Origin of the sequence: Enterobacter sp. BIDMC 27 (genome assembly GCF_000534415.1) — a bacterium.
In the GTDB taxonomy this organism is placed as follows: Bacteria; Pseudomonadota; Gammaproteobacteria; order Enterobacterales; family Enterobacteriaceae; genus Enterobacter; species Enterobacter hormaechei_C.
The window spans coordinates 1765057-1780366 of record NZ_KI973178.1 but is presented as its reverse complement, the minus strand read 5'-3'; the positions used below and the strand labels follow the sequence as shown (position 1 = coordinate 1780366).

The 15310-nt window shown below is 52.0% G+C and carries 10 protein-coding genes, 3 tRNA genes and 3 rRNA genes; 5 read left to right on the top strand and 11 right to left on the bottom strand.

The annotated features are described in order from the left end of the window. Nucleotides 1–11 precede the first annotated feature (11 nt). Together gloB and mltD are read left to right on the top strand one after the other, a co-directional pair. On the top strand, nt 12–770 hold the full coding sequence (gloB, locus tag L463_RS14155; RefSeq protein ID WP_032102816.1) for a hydroxyacylglutathione hydrolase: 759 nt from the start codon (nt 12–14) through the stop codon (nt 768–770). 68 nt (nt 771–838) lie between these two features. Next, the gene (gene mltD / locus L463_RS14160) at nt 839–2203 is read left to right on the top strand and encodes a murein transglycosylase D (protein WP_023295957.1); all 1365 of its coding nucleotides are present in this window, start codon (nt 839–841) and stop codon (nt 2201–2203) included. Between the two features lie 52 nt (nt 2204–2255). Here the strand turns inward: mltD and L463_RS14165 are convergent, their stop codons facing one another. The 3 genes from L463_RS14165 to L463_RS14175 all read right to left on the bottom strand — a co-directional run bounded on the left by L463_RS14165 (nt 2256) and on the right by L463_RS14175 (nt 5220). Further along, nucleotides 2256–3029 (bottom strand): class I SAM-dependent methyltransferase, encoded by a 774-nt coding sequence (locus L463_RS14165; RefSeq protein ID WP_015571390.1) that lies wholly within the window; start codon nt 3027–3029, stop codon nt 2256–2258. Between the two features lie 77 nt (nt 3030–3106). Further along, nucleotides 3107–3907, bottom strand: a complete 801-nt coding sequence (locus L463_RS14170) for an endonuclease/exonuclease/phosphatase family protein (protein WP_026080641.1) — start codon at nt 3905–3907, stop codon at nt 3107–3109. A 137-nt stretch (nt 3908–4044) separates the two neighbouring features. Further along, the gene (locus tag L463_RS14175; RefSeq protein ID WP_023295956.1) at nt 4045–5220 is read right to left on the bottom strand and encodes an MFS transporter; all 1176 of its coding nucleotides are present in this window, start codon (nt 5218–5220) and stop codon (nt 4045–4047) included. A gap of 103 nt (nt 5221–5323) precedes the next feature. Here L463_RS14175 and yafC point away from each other — a divergent pair, with 103 nt between their 5' ends. Continuing rightward, complete coding sequence (gene yafC / locus L463_RS14180) at nt 5324–6229, top strand: DNA-binding transcriptional regulator YafC (RefSeq protein WP_015571393.1); 906 nt, start codon at nt 5324–5326, stop codon at nt 6227–6229. A 30-nt stretch (nt 6230–6259) separates the two neighbouring features. Here yafC and dkgB read toward each other — a convergent pair whose 3' ends face one another. The 8 genes from dkgB to gmhB form a co-directional block, all read right to left on the bottom strand. Next, nucleotides 6260–7063, bottom strand: a complete 804-nt coding sequence (gene dkgB, locus L463_RS14185; RefSeq protein WP_023295955.1) for a 2,5-didehydrogluconate reductase DkgB — start codon at nt 7061–7063, stop codon at nt 6260–6262. A gap of 160 nt (nt 7064–7223) precedes the next feature. After that, nucleotides 7224–7300: transfer RNA gene (locus tag L463_RS14190), tRNA-Asp, on the bottom strand. Between the two features lie 55 nt (nt 7301–7355). Further along, a 5S ribosomal RNA gene (rrf, locus tag L463_RS14195) occupies nt 7356–7471 on the bottom strand. Between the two features lie 67 nt (nt 7472–7538). Beyond that, nucleotides 7539–10444 (bottom strand): 23S ribosomal RNA (locus L463_RS14200). Between the two features lie 180 nt (nt 10445–10624). Further along, nucleotides 10625–10700 (bottom strand) — tRNA-Ala (locus L463_RS14205). Between the two features lie 105 nt (nt 10701–10805). Then, a tRNA-Ile gene (locus tag L463_RS14210) sits at nt 10806–10882 on the bottom strand. A 70-nt stretch (nt 10883–10952) separates the two neighbouring features. Continuing rightward, nucleotides 10953–12494 (bottom strand): 16S ribosomal RNA (locus L463_RS14215). The 16S, 23S and 5S rRNA genes sit together here with 3 tRNA genes alongside, the layout of an rRNA operon. Before the next feature lie 371 nt (nt 12495–12865). Further along, nucleotides 12866–13432 (bottom strand): D-glycero-beta-D-manno-heptose 1,7-bisphosphate 7-phosphatase, encoded by a 567-nt coding sequence (gene gmhB, locus L463_RS14220; RefSeq protein WP_017383733.1) that lies wholly within the window; start codon nt 13430–13432, stop codon nt 12866–12868. 188 nt (nt 13433–13620) lie between these two features. On the opposite strand from gmhB, the gene metN reads away from it, so the two are divergent. Both metN and L463_RS14230 read left to right on the top strand, forming a co-directional pair. Beyond that, complete coding sequence (gene metN / locus L463_RS14225) at nt 13621–14652, top strand: methionine ABC transporter ATP-binding protein MetN (protein ID WP_006810022.1); 1032 nt, start codon at nt 13621–13623, stop codon at nt 14650–14652. Next, a complete protein-coding gene (locus tag L463_RS14230) occupies nt 14645–15298 on the top strand; it encodes a methionine ABC transporter permease MetI (protein WP_003856130.1) in 654 nt (217 codons plus the stop codon). Before metN ends, L463_RS14230 begins: the two co-directional genes overlap by 8 nt. The last annotated feature ends 12 nt before the right edge of the window (nt 15299–15310 follow it).

Genomic DNA, 15310 nt, shown 5'->3' with positions numbered 1-15310 from the left:
AGAGGTAATGCATGAATCTTATCAGTATTTCCGCCTTTCAGGACAATTACATCTGGGTTTTAGTCGACGACGATCGCAGATGCATCATTGTTGATCCAGGCGAATCCGCACCGATCCTGCACGCGATTAAAGAAAACGGCTGGCAGCCGGAGGCGATCCTTCTTACCCATCACCATCACGATCATGTCGGCGGTGTTCCCGATCTCCTTGCACGCTATCCCCATCTACCCGTCTACGGACCAGCAGAGACACAGGATAAGGGTACGACGCAAGTTGTTGAAGAAGGCGAAAGTATCCTCATCCTCGGGTGGGAGTTTTCCGTATTTGCTACGCCAGGTCACACTTCCGGTCATCTCTGTTTCTACAGCAAACCTTATCTGTTTTGTGGCGACACGCTGTTTTCTGGCGGCTGTGGAAGGCTGTTTGAAGGCACGCCAGAACAGATGTATCAATCTTTACAAAAAATTAATGCGCTGCCAGCCGACACCGTAATTTGTTGCGCACATGAGTATACATTAGGGAATATGAAGTTTGCTGCAAGCGTGCTGCCTGAGGATCGGGCGATTCAGGATTATTACCAGAAAGTGAAGGAGTTACGTGCAAAAAACCAAAAAACACTCCCCGTAATTCTGAAAAATGAGCGACAAATAAATTTATTTTTAAGAACTGATGATGTTGATTTAATTAATAAAATTAATCAAGAAACAAATTTGTTACAACCTGAAGCGCGATTTGCATGGTTAAGGTCAAAGAAAGATAACTTCAGATAATTGCGGGTTGCCTTTTCAAAATTTCGCCGTTATCATCGCTCGTCTTTTAAGCAACTATTGACACACACATGAAGGCAAAAGCGATATTACTCGCCTCTGTCCTGCTTGTAGGTTGCCAGTCACAAAACGGCAGCAACGTACAACAGCACGCACAGAGCCTTTCTGCGGCTGGTCAAGGGGAAGCAGGGAAGTTTACGAGTCAGGCGCGATGGTTGGACGATGGGACATCCTTCGCGCAGGAACAAGACTTGTGGGCCTCTATTGGCGACGAGCTAAAGATGGGAATTCCGGAAAACAGCCGGATTCGCGAACAGAAACAGAAGTATTTGAGAAATAAGAGCTATCTCCACGATGTAACATTACGGGCAGAGCCGTATATGTACTGGATAGCCGGGCAAGTTAAGAAACGTAACATGCCTATGGAACTGGTACTACTACCCATAGTGGAGAGCGCTTTTGACCCGCACGCGACGTCTGGCGCCAATGCAGCAGGCATCTGGCAGATCATTCCGAGCACAGGGCGAAATTATGGTTTAAAGCAGACCCGCAACTACGATGCGCGTCGTGATGTTGTCGCTTCAACGACAGCCGCTCTCGACATGATGCAACGTCTGAACAAGATGTTTGACGGCGACTGGTTATTGACCGTCGCGGCGTATAACAGTGGTGAAGGTCGTGTACTGAAGGCAATGAAAGCGAATAAAGCGCGTGGAAAACCCACAGACTTCTGGTCGCTCTCACTGCCACAGGAAACAAAGATTTACGTACCGAAAATGCTGGCACTGGGCGATATTCTCAAGAACAGCAAACGTTACGGTGTACAACTGCCAACACCAGACGAAAGTCGTGCACTGGCGCGTGTCCGCCTCAGCAGCCCGGTTGATATTCAACAGGTTGCCGATATGACGGGTATGTCGGTAAGTAAGCTTAAAACCTTTAATGCAGGTGTTAAAGGCTCGACGCTGGGCGCTAGTGGCCCTGGCTATGTGATGGTTCCGCAGAAACATGCGGAACAGTTACGAGAGTCTTTAGCTTCGGGTGAAATTGCAGCCGTTCAGTCCACGCTGATCGCTGATACGTCGCCTGTAAGCAGCCGCAGCTATAAGGTGCGTTCAGGTGATACGCTTTCAGGTATTGCATCACGTCTTGGCGTGAATGCGAAAGATCTCCAGCAGTGGAATAATCTGCGCGGATCTGGTCTGAAAGTGGGTCAAACGCTGACCGTAGGTGCAGGTAGCAGCGCACAGCGTCTCGCTAAAAACAGCGATAGCATTACCTATCGCGTACGTAAAGGCGACTCGCTGTCCAGTATTGCTAAGCGTCACGGCGTAAACATCAAAGATGTGATGCGCTGGAACAACGATACTGACAACCTGCAACCTGGCGACCAGCTGACGTTGTTTGTGAAAAACAGCGCTACGCCAGATTCCTGATAGTACGATCGCTTGTAAAAAAGGCACCGATTCCCCTCGGTGCCTTTTTTATTTATCCCGCTTTTTGCGCTTCAGCCATAATGGTGTCGCTGGTAAACGAACCATCATCATGCAGTTCAAAGTACGCCTTCACGTCAGCAGAGGCGCTCTCCTGATACAATCGGATCGCCTGAGTCAATGCCTCGGGTGTGCGCATCCGTGCAATCCATGATGTGAACTCCAGCGGCAAACGGTCGGTTATCAATGAGCGTGAAATCAAGCCGGCTTCGGTGATAAACGTAAGCCACTCTCCACTGGAGTAGTTTTGCACGTGCGAGGTATCACGCAGCGCTTCAACCGTCTGGAGCCAGATATTTCGTACTGGATGTCCGGGAGACATCACGTCCATGATGATGAAGATTCCGCCCGGTTTGAGCACGCGTTTCACTTCCCGTAATGCCTGCCCCACATCATGCCAGTGGTGTGCAGAGTAACGGCTAATCACAACCTCAAACGACGCATCCTCAAAGGGTAAAGATTCAGCGTAGCCCTGGCGCGTCGTGACGTTATTCAGCCCTTTCGCTTTCGCCGCTTCAGCAACCACATCCAGCATCTGGCTCGATAAGTCATATGCCGTCACCTGAGCAACCTGCTGTGCGGCGGTAAAACTGGCGTGCCCCGCCCCGCAGCCTAAGTCCAGCACGTGCGCGTCAGGAAACGCGGCGAGCCGTTCGCCGAGACGTACCAGATCGCGGCCAGAGGCGTGCACGGCGCTGCTCAGGTAGGCACTTGCCTGAGAACCAAACTGTTTTTCGACGTTGTCATGATGGGAGTGTGTTGTTGTCATGTTGCTGTCCTTTTATGGGTTAAAAAATAAAGGGCAGCACCCGCACAGGCCTGCCCCACGGCAGACCTGACGCACCATTATTTATCAGGTTTGCCGGGACTGAATTCAACTAGTAGAGGATTATGATCGGAGGCGCGCGTCACCAGAACGGAGGCGTCGTGCACGCTTAACCCCCGATAGAAGACAAAATCGAGAGGACGACCAAACGCTTTCTTGCGCTGGTCATCGTTAAAACGAACTTCACGCAGCGACATTTCACGCGCGAAGCGGTACAACGCGTTCATACGTGGACGGCTCCAGGCATTGAAGTCCCCGGCCATAATGATCGGCCCACTGTGATGAGCAATCTGATCGCCAATGGGTAGTAACTGCTTACTGTACACATCAACACCCAGGCTGAAGTTCACCGCATGAATGTTTACCACCATCAGCAGACGGGTGTCGGGCAACGGATAGACCGTGACCAGCGCCGATTTTGCCAGACGCAGGATTGGCTCACGTTCACGCAGCGGGCAGCAATAGACCGGATGTGCGGCTGAAAGGGTCATCACCCCAGAAGGATGCTGTGGCAGAACAAAGGCAGGCACCTGATCGGCTGCAAGATAGTTTGTCGTTGCAAACCTGACCAGCTCAGGCGTGGTTTGCGCCTCCTGTAACAGAACCAGATGCGCATCTTTACCAAAATTTTTAAGTACGGATAACCACTCCGCACGCTGTTGTTTAAAGATGTTCCACACCAGTACGCGAATTTTTTCGTCACTGCTTAATGGCGTGCCCGCTGGTAATGCCTGACCCAGGCTCGCAAACGACCCCGGAGGCAAGATCCTCTCCGCGGGCATTCCGGCAACATAACGCATGGCATAGGTATTTTTTCGCACTTTTGGAAACGACCTCTGTAACATGAACCAGCCCGGAAAACGGACTGGTTCTAATGTTATAGGGATTTTAGGTCACACTTTCAACGCAATTACTGAGAAACCGCTTTCCAGTTTTGTAAGCAAGCACTTACTGATACTTATCCAAGCGCGATACGAGCGGGTTTATCAAGTCGTCCACTCAGACCAATAAGCAGGAAAGCGACAAGCACAATTACCGCACCAATCCATGGCGTTTGGGTTAATCCAACGTGTTCAACCGTCTGCCCGCCGATAACCGATCCGAGTGCGATACCGATATTGAATGCGGCGATATTCAGGCCGGATGCGACATCCACCGCATTGGGCGTATAGCGTTCGGCTTTCTGTACAACATAGACCTGCAATCCCGGTACGTTACCAAACGCGAATATTCCCATAACCAACACAGTTACCAGCGCTGCGTATTGTATCGACGCGGTGAACTGGAAAATCATCAGCAGGACAGCCAGCGCGGCGAAGATAAATTTTAGCGCCGGTACCGCACCATGCTTATCTGCAAGCTTGCCGCCCCAGATATTGCCGATTGCGACGGAGATACCGTAGCCCAGTAAAATCCAGCTCACTGCGCCCGGAGAAAAACCAGCCAGCTCCTGCATCATCGGTGCAAGGAAAGTGAACGCAGTGAACACACCTCCATAACCCAGAGCCGTAACGGCATAGATCAGCAGCAGGCGCGGGTGTGTCAGAACCTTAACCTGATCGCTCAGGCTGGCGCTCGCGCGCCCCGGAATACTGGAGGGCACCAGCAGCAGGCTGGCTACCAGAGCAATCACGCCCAACAGCGATACCGCGAGGAAGGTTTCTCGCCAGCCAAAATGTTGCCCAATAAACGTTCCTAACGGCACGCCGGTGACCAGCGCGACGGTTAAGCCGCCAAACATAATCGCAATGGCTGACGCCGCTTTCTCTTTTGGCACCAGGCTGGTTGCAATCGTGGAGCCGATGGAGAAGAAGACACCGTGTGCGAGGCCAGTCAGCAAACGGGCAATGACCAGAGTGGTGTAGTCCGGAGCCTGCCACGCCAGAATATTGCCGGCGGTGAAGAGCACCATCAGGGCAACTAACAGTTGTTTACGTGGAAAGCGTCCAGTCAGTGCGGTCAGCACAGGCGCCCCAACAGCGACGCCTAACGCGTAAATAGATACCAGCAGCCCGGCAGAAGGCAGCGAAATGGCGAGTTGTTCAGCAATAGTGGGAACAAGTCCTACAATAACAAATTCGGTCGTGCCAATTGCGAAGGCACTGATCGTCAGGGCAAGAAGCGCCAGTGGCATAAATACTCCGTCTCTTCAGGATTAAGATGACAGGCAGTATGCGCCAGTGTTTAAATAACAAAAATGGTTAGAATCTCAATAGAATTTTGCGGATGATGCAATAATGAAAGCCACATCGGAAGAACTGACTATCTTTGTTGCCGTTGTTGAAAGCGGCAGCTTCAGCCGTGCGGCCGAACAGCTCGGGCAGGCGAACTCCGCCATCAGCCGCTCGGTGAAAAAGCTGGAGATGAAGCTCGGGGTAAGTCTGCTCAACAGAACAACGCGGCAGCTCAGCCTGACGGAAGAAGGTGAACGTTATTTTCGCCGCGTACAATCCGTTTTGCAGGAGATGGCGGCAGCTGAGACGGAAATAATGGAGTCGCGTAGCACTCCGCGTGGATTGCTACGCATTGATGCGGCGACGCCGGTCGTGCTTCATTTTCTGATGCCGTTAATCAAGCCATTCCGGGAACGTTATCCGGAGATGACTCTGTCCCTGGTCTCTTCAGAGACGTTTATTAACCTGATTGAGCGTAAAGTTGATGTGGCGATCCGCGCGGGAACCCTGACGGATTCAAGTTTACGCGCTCGCCCACTGTTCACCAGCTACCGCAAAATTATCGCGTCACCGCAATATATTGCAGAGCATGGCAAACCGGAGACCGTTGAGGAGCTGAAGCAGCACCTGTGCCTGGGCTTTACGGAACCTGTCTCGCTGAACACCTGGCCCGTGGCCTGTCATGACGGACAACTTCATGAGATCACTTGCGGACTTTCGTCTAATAGCGGAGAAACGCTGAAACAGCTTTGTCTTGAAGGAAATGGGATCGCCTGTTTATCAGACTATATGATTGATAAGGAAATAGCTGCGGGTCAGCTTGTAGAACTGATGGCTGACAAACGCTTACCTGTAGAGATGCCTTTTAGCGCAGTGTATTACAGTGACAGAGCGGTAAGTACGCGCATACGCGCTTTTATCGACTTCCTTAGCGAACATATAAAAACAGCTCCCGGAGGAGCTGTGTGAGAGTTTAAGGGTACAGAGGAAGGGCTTTTATTAATCCCAGTCTGGTGCTAACCCTTCCGGGCTGACCAGACGATCGTTGCATTCCAGTGCAGCGATCGCGTTTTTATCTTCATCATCAAGCTGGAGATCCCGCGCTAACAGGTTACTTGCCAGGTTTTCACGTTTGGTTGAAGACGGGATCACGGCATAGCCCTCACCCATCGCCCATGCCAGGATCACCTGTGCGGCTGTCGCATTGTGTTTTTCAGCGATGCGTGCAATCACTTCATCTTTCAGCGCCTTACCATATGCCAGCGTCATGTACGAGGTGATGTGAATACCATGCTGTTTCGCCCAGTCCACGACTTTGTGGTTTTGCAGGTAAGGAGAGAGTTCAATCTGGTTGGTGGCAATATTTTCTTTACCCGCTGCGGCAATGGCCCTTTCCATCAACGGGATGGTGAAGTTAGAGATGCCAATTTTACGCGTTAAGCCCTGCTCTTTCGCTTCCAGCAGCGCCTGCATGAACTCCTCCACAGAGACGGCATCGTCAGGTGATGGCCAGTGGATCAGCGTCAGATCAACATAGTCAGTACGCAGCTTTCTCAGACTTTCCTTCAGGCTTGGGATCAGCTTGTCTTGGCTGAGATTCTCAATCCAGATTTTAGTGGTGATGAAAAGTTCGTCGCGCGGTACGCCACTCTCTTCGATGGCCTGGCCTACGGCAGCTTCGTTATCATAAATCTGCGCCGTATCAATAGCACGATAGCCCAACTCGAGTGCGGTTTTAACAGATGCGATAACAACGTCGTCTTTCAGGCGGAAAGTGCCCAGACCCAGTGCAGGGATAGTCATATGATTCCTCAATCGTTATGTTCATAAACTGAGGAGAATTATCGCTGTAGTTGTTATGCCGAAAAAGATCGTGAACCGCAGAGGATTTTTGCTAATTTCGCAACAATCAAACGACAGATAAGAAAAAAGCCCTGAGCGTTAGCTCAGGGCTTTTAATAAGTGGCGGAACGGACGGGACTCGAACCCGCGACCCCCTGCGTGACAGGCAGGTATTCTAACCGACTGAACTACCGCTCCACCGAATACTTCTGTAACCACCGGATTAATGCACCGGCTTACTACTTAATTTGATGCCTGGCAGTTCCCTACTCTCACATGGGGAGACCCCACACTACCATCGGCGCTACGGCGTTTCACTTCTGAGTTCGGCATGGGGTCAGGTGGGACCACCGCGCTAAAGCCGCCAGGCAAATTCTGTTAATCTGTATCAGGCTGAAAATCTTCTGTCTCTTCGCCAAAACACCTTCGGCGTTGTAAGGTTAAGCCTCACGGTTCATTAGTATCGGTTAGCTCAACGCATCGCTGCGCTTACACACCCGACCTATCAACGTCGTCGTCTTCAACGTTCCTTCAGGAGACTTAAAGTCTCAGGGAGAACTCATCTCGGGGCAAGTTTCGTGCTTAGATGCTTTCAGCACTTATCTCTTCCGCATTTAGCTACCGGGCAGTGCCATTGGCATGACAACCCGAACACCAGTGATGCGTCCACTCCGGTCCTCTCGTACTAGGAGCAGCCCCCCTCAATTCTCCAGCGCCCACGGCAGATAGGGACCGAACTGTCTCACGACGTTCTAAACCCAGCTCGCGTACCACTTTAAATGGCGAACAGCCATACCCTTGGGACCTACTTCAGCCCCAGGATGTGATGAGCCGACATCGAGGTGCCAAACACCGCCGTCGATATGAACTCTTGGGCGGTATCAGCCTGTTATCCCCGGAGTACCTTTTATCCGTTGAGCGATGGCCCTTCCATTCAGAACCACCGGATCACTATGACCTGCTTTCGCACCTGCTCGCGCCGTCACGCTCGCAGTCAAGCTGGCTTATGCCATTGCACTAACCTCCTGATGTCCGACCAGGATTAGCCAACCTTCGTGCTCCTCCGTTACTCTTTGGGAGGAGACCGCCCCAGTCAAACTACCCACCAGACACTGTCCGCAACCCGGATTACGGGTCCACGTTAGAACACCAGCCATTAAAGGGTGGTATTTCAAGGTTGGCTCCACGCAGACTGGCGTCCACGCTTCAAAGCCTCCCACCTATCCTACACATCAAGGACCAGTGTTCAGTGTCAAGCTATAGTAAAGGTTCACGGGGTCTTTCCGTCTTGCCGCGGGTACACTGCATCTTCACAGCGAGTTCAATTTCACTGAGTCTCGGGTGGAGACAGCCTGGCCATCATTACGCCATTCGTGCAGGTCGGAACTTACCCGACAAGGAATTTCGCTACCTTAGGACCGTTATAGTTACGGCCGCCGTTTACCGGGGCTTCGATCAAGAGCTTCGCGTTGCCGCTAACCCCATCAATTAACCTTCCGGCACCGGGCAGGCGTCACACCGTATACGTCCACTTTCGTGTTTGCACAGTGCTGTGTTTTTAATAAACAGTTGCAGCCAGCTGGTATCTTCGACTGATTTCAGCTCCACCCGCAGGGGCTTCACCTACACATCAGCGTGCCTTCTCCCGAAGTTACGGCACCATTTTGCCTAGTTCCTTCACCCGAGTTCTCTCAAGCGCCTTGGTATTCTCTACCTGACCACCTGTGTCGGTTTGGGGTACGATTTCGTGTTACCTGATGCTTAGAGGCTTTTCCTGGAAGCAGGGCATTTATCACTTCAGCACCGTAGTGCCTCGTCATCACACCTCAGCGTTAATAAGGTACCGGATTTACCTGGAACCTCCGCCTACATGCTTAAACCGGGACAACCGTCGCCCGGCTGACATAGCCTTCTCCGTCCCCCCTTCGCAGTAACACCAAGTACAGGAATATTAACCTGTTTCCCATCGACTACGCCTTTCGGCCTCGCCTTAGGGGTCGACTCACCCTGCCCCGATTAACGTTGGACAGGAACCCTTGGTCTTCCGGCGAGCGGGCTTTTCACCCGCTTTATCGTTACTTATGTCAGCATTCGCACTTCTGATACCTCCAGCATGCCTCACAGCACACCTTCAACGGCTTACAGAACGCTCCCCTACCCAACAACGCATAAGCGTCGCTGCCGCAGCTTCGGTGCATGGTTTAGCCCCGTTACATCTTCCGCGCAGGCCGACTCGACCAGTGAGCTATTACGCTTTCTTTAAATGATGGCTGCTTCTAAGCCAACATCCTGGCTGTCTGTGCCTTCCCACATCGTTTCCCACTTAACCATGACTTTGGGACCTTAGCTGGCGGTCTGGGTTGTTTCCCTCTTCACGACGGACGTTAGCACCCGCCGTGTGTCTCCCGTGATAACATTCTTCGGTATTCGTAGTTTGCATCGGGTTGGTAAGCCGGGATGGCCCCCTAGCCGAAACAGTGCTCTACCCCCGAAGATGAGTTCACGAGGCGCTACCTAAATAGCTTTCGGGGAGAACCAGCTATCTCCCGGTTTGATTGGCCTTTCACCCCCAGCCACAGGTCATCCGCTAATTTTTCAACATTAGTCGGTTCGGTCCTCCAGTTAGTGTTACCCAACCTTCAACCTGCCCATGGCTAGATCACCGGGTTTCGGGTCTATACCCTGCAACTTAACGCCCAGTTAAGACTCGGTTTCCCTTCGGCTCCCCTATACGGTTAACCTTGCTACAGAATATAAGTCGCTGACCCATTATACAAAAGGTACGCAGTCACCCCATAAAGAGGCTCCCACTGCTTGTACGTACACGGTTTCAGGTTCTTTTTCACTCCCCTCGCCGGGGTTCTTTTCGCCTTTCCCTCACGGTACTGGTTCACTATCGGTCAGTCAGGAGTATTTAGCCTTGGAGGATGGTCCCCCCATATTCAGACAGGATACCACGTGTCCCGCCCTACTCTTCGAGTTCACAGCATGTGCATTTTCGTGTACGGGACTATCACCCTGTACCGTCGGACTTTCCAGACCGTTCCACTAACACACAAGCTGATTCAGACTCCGGGCTGCTCCCCGTTCGCTCGCCGCTACTGGGGGAATCTCGGTTGATTTCTTTTCCTCGGGGTACTTAGATGTTTCAGTTCCCCCGGTTCGCCTCGTTAACCTATGTATTCAGTTAACGATAGTGCAACGGATTGCACTGGGTTTCCCCATTCGGACATCGCCGGGTCAAGGGTTCATATCACCTCGCCGGCGCTTTTCGCAGATTAGCACGTCCTTCATCGCCTCTGACTGCCAGGGCATCCACCGTGTACGCTTAGTCGCTTAACCTCACAACCCGAAGATGTTTCTTTCGATTCATCATCGACTTGCGAAAATTTGAGAGACTCGAACACACATGAGCTGTGTGTCGTTTCAATTTTCAGCTTGATCCAGATTTTTAAAGAGCAAAACTTCGCAGTGCACCTTTTCAGGTTCACTCTGAAGTTTTCTTGTGTTCGCAGTAAAAGATGGTGGAGCTATGCGGGATCGAACCGCAGACCTCCTGCGTGCAAGGCAGGCGCTCTCCCAGCTGAGCTATAGCCCCATCGTAGTCACCTCTGTACCGGTAATTTTTGTTGAGGCAAGGCGTGGTGACACGAAGCATACTTATGTATGTGAGTGTCGCCGCAACGCAGCATCAGCAAAAATTTGGTAGGCCTGAGTGGACTTGAACCACCGACCTCACCCTTATCAGGGGTGCGCTCTAACCACCTGAGCTACAAGCCTGTAGAGGTTTTTTACTGCTGTTTTTCATCAGACAATCTGTGTGGACACTACAAAGGCAGGTTCTTTAAGGTAAGGAGGTGATCCAACCGCAGGTTCCCCTACGGTTACCTTGTTACGACTTCACCCCAGTCATGAATCACAAAGTGGTAAGCGCCCTCCCGAAGGTTAAGCTACCTACTTCTTTTGCAACCCACTCCCATGGTGTGACGGGCGGTGTGTACAAGGCCCGGGAACGTATTCACCGTGGCATTCTGATCCACGATTACTAGCGATTCCGACTTCATGGAGTCGAGTTGCAGACTCCAATCCGGACTACGACGCACTTTATGAGGTCCGCTTGCTCTCGCGAGGTCGCTTCTCTTTGTATGCGCCATTGTAGCACGTGTGTAGCCCTACTCGTAAGGGCCATGATGACTTGACGTCATCCCCACCTTCCTCCAGTTTATCACTGGCAGTCTCCTTTGAGTTCCCGGCCTAACCGCTGGCAACAAAGGATAAGGGTTGCGCTCGTTGCGGGACTTAACCCAACATTTCACAACACGAGCTGACGACAGCCATGCAGCACCTGTCTCAGAGTTCCCGAAGGCACCAATCCATCTCTGGAAAGTTCTCTGGATGTCAAGAGTAGGTAAGGTTCTTCGCGTTGCATCGAATTAAACCACATGCTCCACCGCTTGTGCGGGCCCCCGTCAATTCATTTGAGTTTTAACCTTGCGGCCGTACTCCCCAGGCGGTCGACTTAACGCGTTAGCTCCGGAAGCCACGCCTCAAGGGCACAACCTCCAAGTCGACATCGTTTACGGCGTGGACTACCAGGGTATCTAATCCTGTTTGCTCCCCACGCTTTCGCACCTGAGCGTCAGTCTTTGTCCAGGGGGCCGCCTTCGCCACCGGTATTCCTCCAGATCTCTACGCATTTCACCGCTACACCTGGAATTCTACCCCCCTCTACAAGACTCTAGCCTGCCAGTTTCGAATGCAGTTCCCAGGTTGAGCCCGGGGATTTCACATCCGACTTGACAGACCGCCTGCGTGCGCTTTACGCCCAGTAATTCCGATTAACGCTTGCACCCTCCGTATTACCGCGGCTGCTGGCACGGAGTTAGCCGGTGCTTCTTCTGCGGGTAACGTCAATCGACAAGGTTATTAACCTTATCGCCTTCCTCCCCGCTGAAAGTACTTTACAACCCGAAGGCCTTCTTCATACACGCGGCATGGCTGCATCAGGCTTGCGCCCATTGTGCAATATTCCCCACTGCTGCCTCCCGTAGGAGTCTGGACCGTGTCTCAGTTCCAGTGTGGCTGGTCATCCTCTCAGACCAGCTAGGGATCGTCGCCTAGGTGAGCCGTTACCCCACCTACTAGCTAATCCCATCTGGGCACATCCGATGGCAAGAGGCCCGAAGGTCCCCCTCTTTGGTCTTGCGACGTTATGCGGTATTAGCTACCGTTTCCAGTAGTTATCCCCCTCCATCAGGCAGTTTCCCAGACATTACTCACCCGTCCGCCACTCGTCAGCAAAGCAGCAAGCTGCTTCCTGTTACCGTTCGACTTGCATGTGTTAGGCCTGCCGCCAGCGTTCAATCTGAGCCATGATCAAACTCTTCAATTTAAAAGTTTGATGCTCAATGAATTAAACTTCGTAATGAATTACGTGTTCACTCGTTGAGACTTGGTATTCATTTAGTGTCCGAAGACATTAAGAATCCATGTCACTTTGAGTGCCCACACAGATTGTCTGATAAATTGTTAAAGAGCAGTTGCGACGCGCTTCAGCGCTCTGTCGCGAGGTGGCGTATATTACGCTTTCCTCTTTCAGAGTCAACCCGTTATTTCAGGATTTTTTCTCTTCAGCCGACCGGGTTATCTGTGAAGTGATTCACATCCGCCGTGTCGATGGAGGCGCATTATAGGGAGCCGCCGAGGAATGACAAGCGGAAAAATGCATTTTTATTTCAACCGCTCACCTTTTCGCCAAAACGCCTATTTTTGGTGCTTTTTAATCTCTTTTGGCAGTTCTGCCAGACTCGTTATCACCCAGTCGGCTGCATTTTCTGCTTCTGGGGTGACCGGTTTACCGGTACGCACTAAAACTTTGGTACCTACACCTGCCGCCGCTGCTGCCTGCATATCTTCCAGTTTATCGCCCACCATATAAGATGCGGCCATATCAATGTGCAGGAATTCCTGTGCAGAGATAAACATGCCCGGGTGTGGCTTACGGCAATCACAGGTCTGACGATACGCCTCTACACTTCCCTGCGGGTGATGCGGACAATAATAGATGCCATCAAGATCGACACCACGATCGGCCAGAGACCAGTCCATCCATTCCGTCAGCGTCTCGAACTGCGCTTCGGTGAATTTACCCCGGGCGATACCGGACTGGTTAGTTACCACCACCAGCGCATAGCCCATCTCTTTCAACTGGCGCATGGCATCTATTACGCCCTCGATAAATTCGAACTCATCAATCTCATGGACGTAACCGTGATCCACATTAATAGTGCCGTCACGATCGAGAAAAATTGCGGGTACAGATTTTGCCACCGGTTTGCTCCTGAAAAAGTCTTGTTCAGCTAGTATCTCATGAATCGCAGCGCAATAAAGTGCTCATCGCACAGAGGTGGATTGATTTAGACGTCTGGATGCCTTAACATCCATTTTGTTTACGGTCATTCCCCGTATCTGGCAGAAGAAAATGCCACGGCTAACTTACTTACGATAAAAATAATCTAATGATTAAACTTTCCAATATCACCAAAGTGTTCCAGCAGGGGAACCGAACCATTCAGGCGCTGAACAACGTCAGCCTGCATGTGCCTGCTGGTCAGATTTATGGCGTCATTGGCGCATCGGGTGCGGGTAAAAGTACGCTGATCCGTTGTGTTAACCTGCTTGAGCGCCCAACCCAGGGCAGCGTAGAAGTTGGCGGCCAGGAGCTTACCGCTCTCTCAGAAAAAGAACTCACCAAAGCGCGTCGCCAGATTGGCATGATTTTCCAGCACTTTAACCTGCTGGCATCCCGCACCGTGTTCGGCAACGTTGCCCTGCCGCTTGAGCTGGATAACACGCCGAAAGAAGAAGTTACGCGTCGCGTCACCGAACTGCTCGACCTTGTTGGTCTGGGCGACAAGCATGATAGCTACCCGGCAAATCTGTCCGGTGGGCAAAAACAGCGTGTGGCCATTGCCCGCGCGCTGGCAAGCAATCCTAAGGTGCTGCTGTGCGATGAAGCCACCAGCGCGTTAGACCCGGCCACCACGCGCTCTATTCTGGAACTGTTAAAAGACATTAACCGTCGCCTGGGCCTGACGATTCTCCTTATTACGCATGAAATGGATGTAGTGAAACGCATCTGCGACTGCGTGGCGGTCATCAGCAACGGTGAGCTGATTGAGCAGGACACGGTGAGTGAAGTCTTCTCGCACCCGAAAACGCCGCTGGCTCAGCAGTTCATTCAGTCCACACTGCATCTGGATATTCCGGAAGATTATCTGGAACGTTTAAAAACAGACGCAACGCCTGACAGCGTCCCGATGCTGCGCATGGAGTTCACGGGCCAGTCCGTTGACGCACCGCTGCTGTCCGAAACCGCGCGTCGCTTTAACGTGAATAACAACATTATTAGCGCGCAGATGGACTACGCCGGTGGCGTGAAGTTCGGCATTATGCTGACGGAAATGCACGGCACACAGGAAGAAACCCAGGCGGCAATTGCCTGGCTGCAAGAACATCACGTAAAAGTAGAGGTACTGGGTTATGTCTGAGCCGATGATGTGGCTACTGGTTCGCGGCGTTTGGGAAACGCTGGCAATGACCTTCGTATCGGGCTTCTTTGGTTTTGTGATTGGGCTGCCGGTCGGCGTGCTGCTGTACGTTACGCGCCCGGGTCAAATTATTGAAAACGCGAAGCTGTATCGTACGCTCTCTGCGCTGGTGAACATTTTCCGGTCTATTCCGTTCATTATTCTGCTGGTGTGGATGATTCCGTTTACGCGCGTGATCGTCGGGACGTCGATTGGTTTGCAGGCAGCTATTGTCCCGCTGACCGTAGGCGCGGCACCGTTTATCGCCCGTATGGTGGAAAACGCCCTGCTGGAAATCCCAACCGGCCTGATCGAAGCTTCCCGCGCTATGGGTGCGACGCCAATGCAGATCGTTCGCAAAGTTCTGCTGCCAGAGGCGCTGCCTGGGCTGGTGAACGCAGCAACCATCACGCTTATCACCCTGGTCGGTTATTCCGCAATGGGCGGCGCCGTAGGTGCTGGCGGTTTAGGCCAGATTGGATATCAGTACGGCTATATTGGCTATAACGCTACCGTAATGAATACCGTTCTGGTATTGCTGGTTGTGCTGGTTTACTTAATTCAATTCTCTGGCGATCGTATCGTCCGGGCTGTTACGCATAAATAACGTTACAAACAA

Coding starts and splice junctions, on each gene's coding strand:
- gloB (WP_032102816.1), top strand. CDS start 12: ATGAATCTTATCAGTATTTCCGCCTTTCAGGACAATTACATCTGGGTT.
- L463_RS14165 (WP_015571390.1), bottom strand. CDS start 3,029: ATGACAACAACACACTCCCATCATGACAACGTCGAAAAACAGTTTGGT.
- yafC (WP_015571393.1), top strand. CDS start 5,324: ATGAAAGCCACATCGGAAGAACTGACTATCTTTGTTGCCGTTGTTGAA.
- metN (WP_006810022.1), top strand. CDS start 13,621: ATGATTAAACTTTCCAATATCACCAAAGTGTTCCAGCAGGGGAACCGA.
- L463_RS14230 (WP_003856130.1), top strand. CDS start 14,645: ATGTCTGAGCCGATGATGTGGCTACTGGTTCGCGGCGTTTGGGAAACG.
- dkgB (WP_023295955.1), bottom strand. CDS start 7,063: ATGACTATCCCTGCACTGGGTCTGGGCACTTTCCGCCTGAAAGACGAC.
- mltD (WP_023295957.1), top strand. CDS start 839: ATGAAGGCAAAAGCGATATTACTCGCCTCTGTCCTGCTTGTAGGTTGC.
- L463_RS14175 (WP_023295956.1), bottom strand. CDS start 5,220: ATGCCACTGGCGCTTCTTGCCCTGACGATCAGTGCCTTCGCAATTGGC.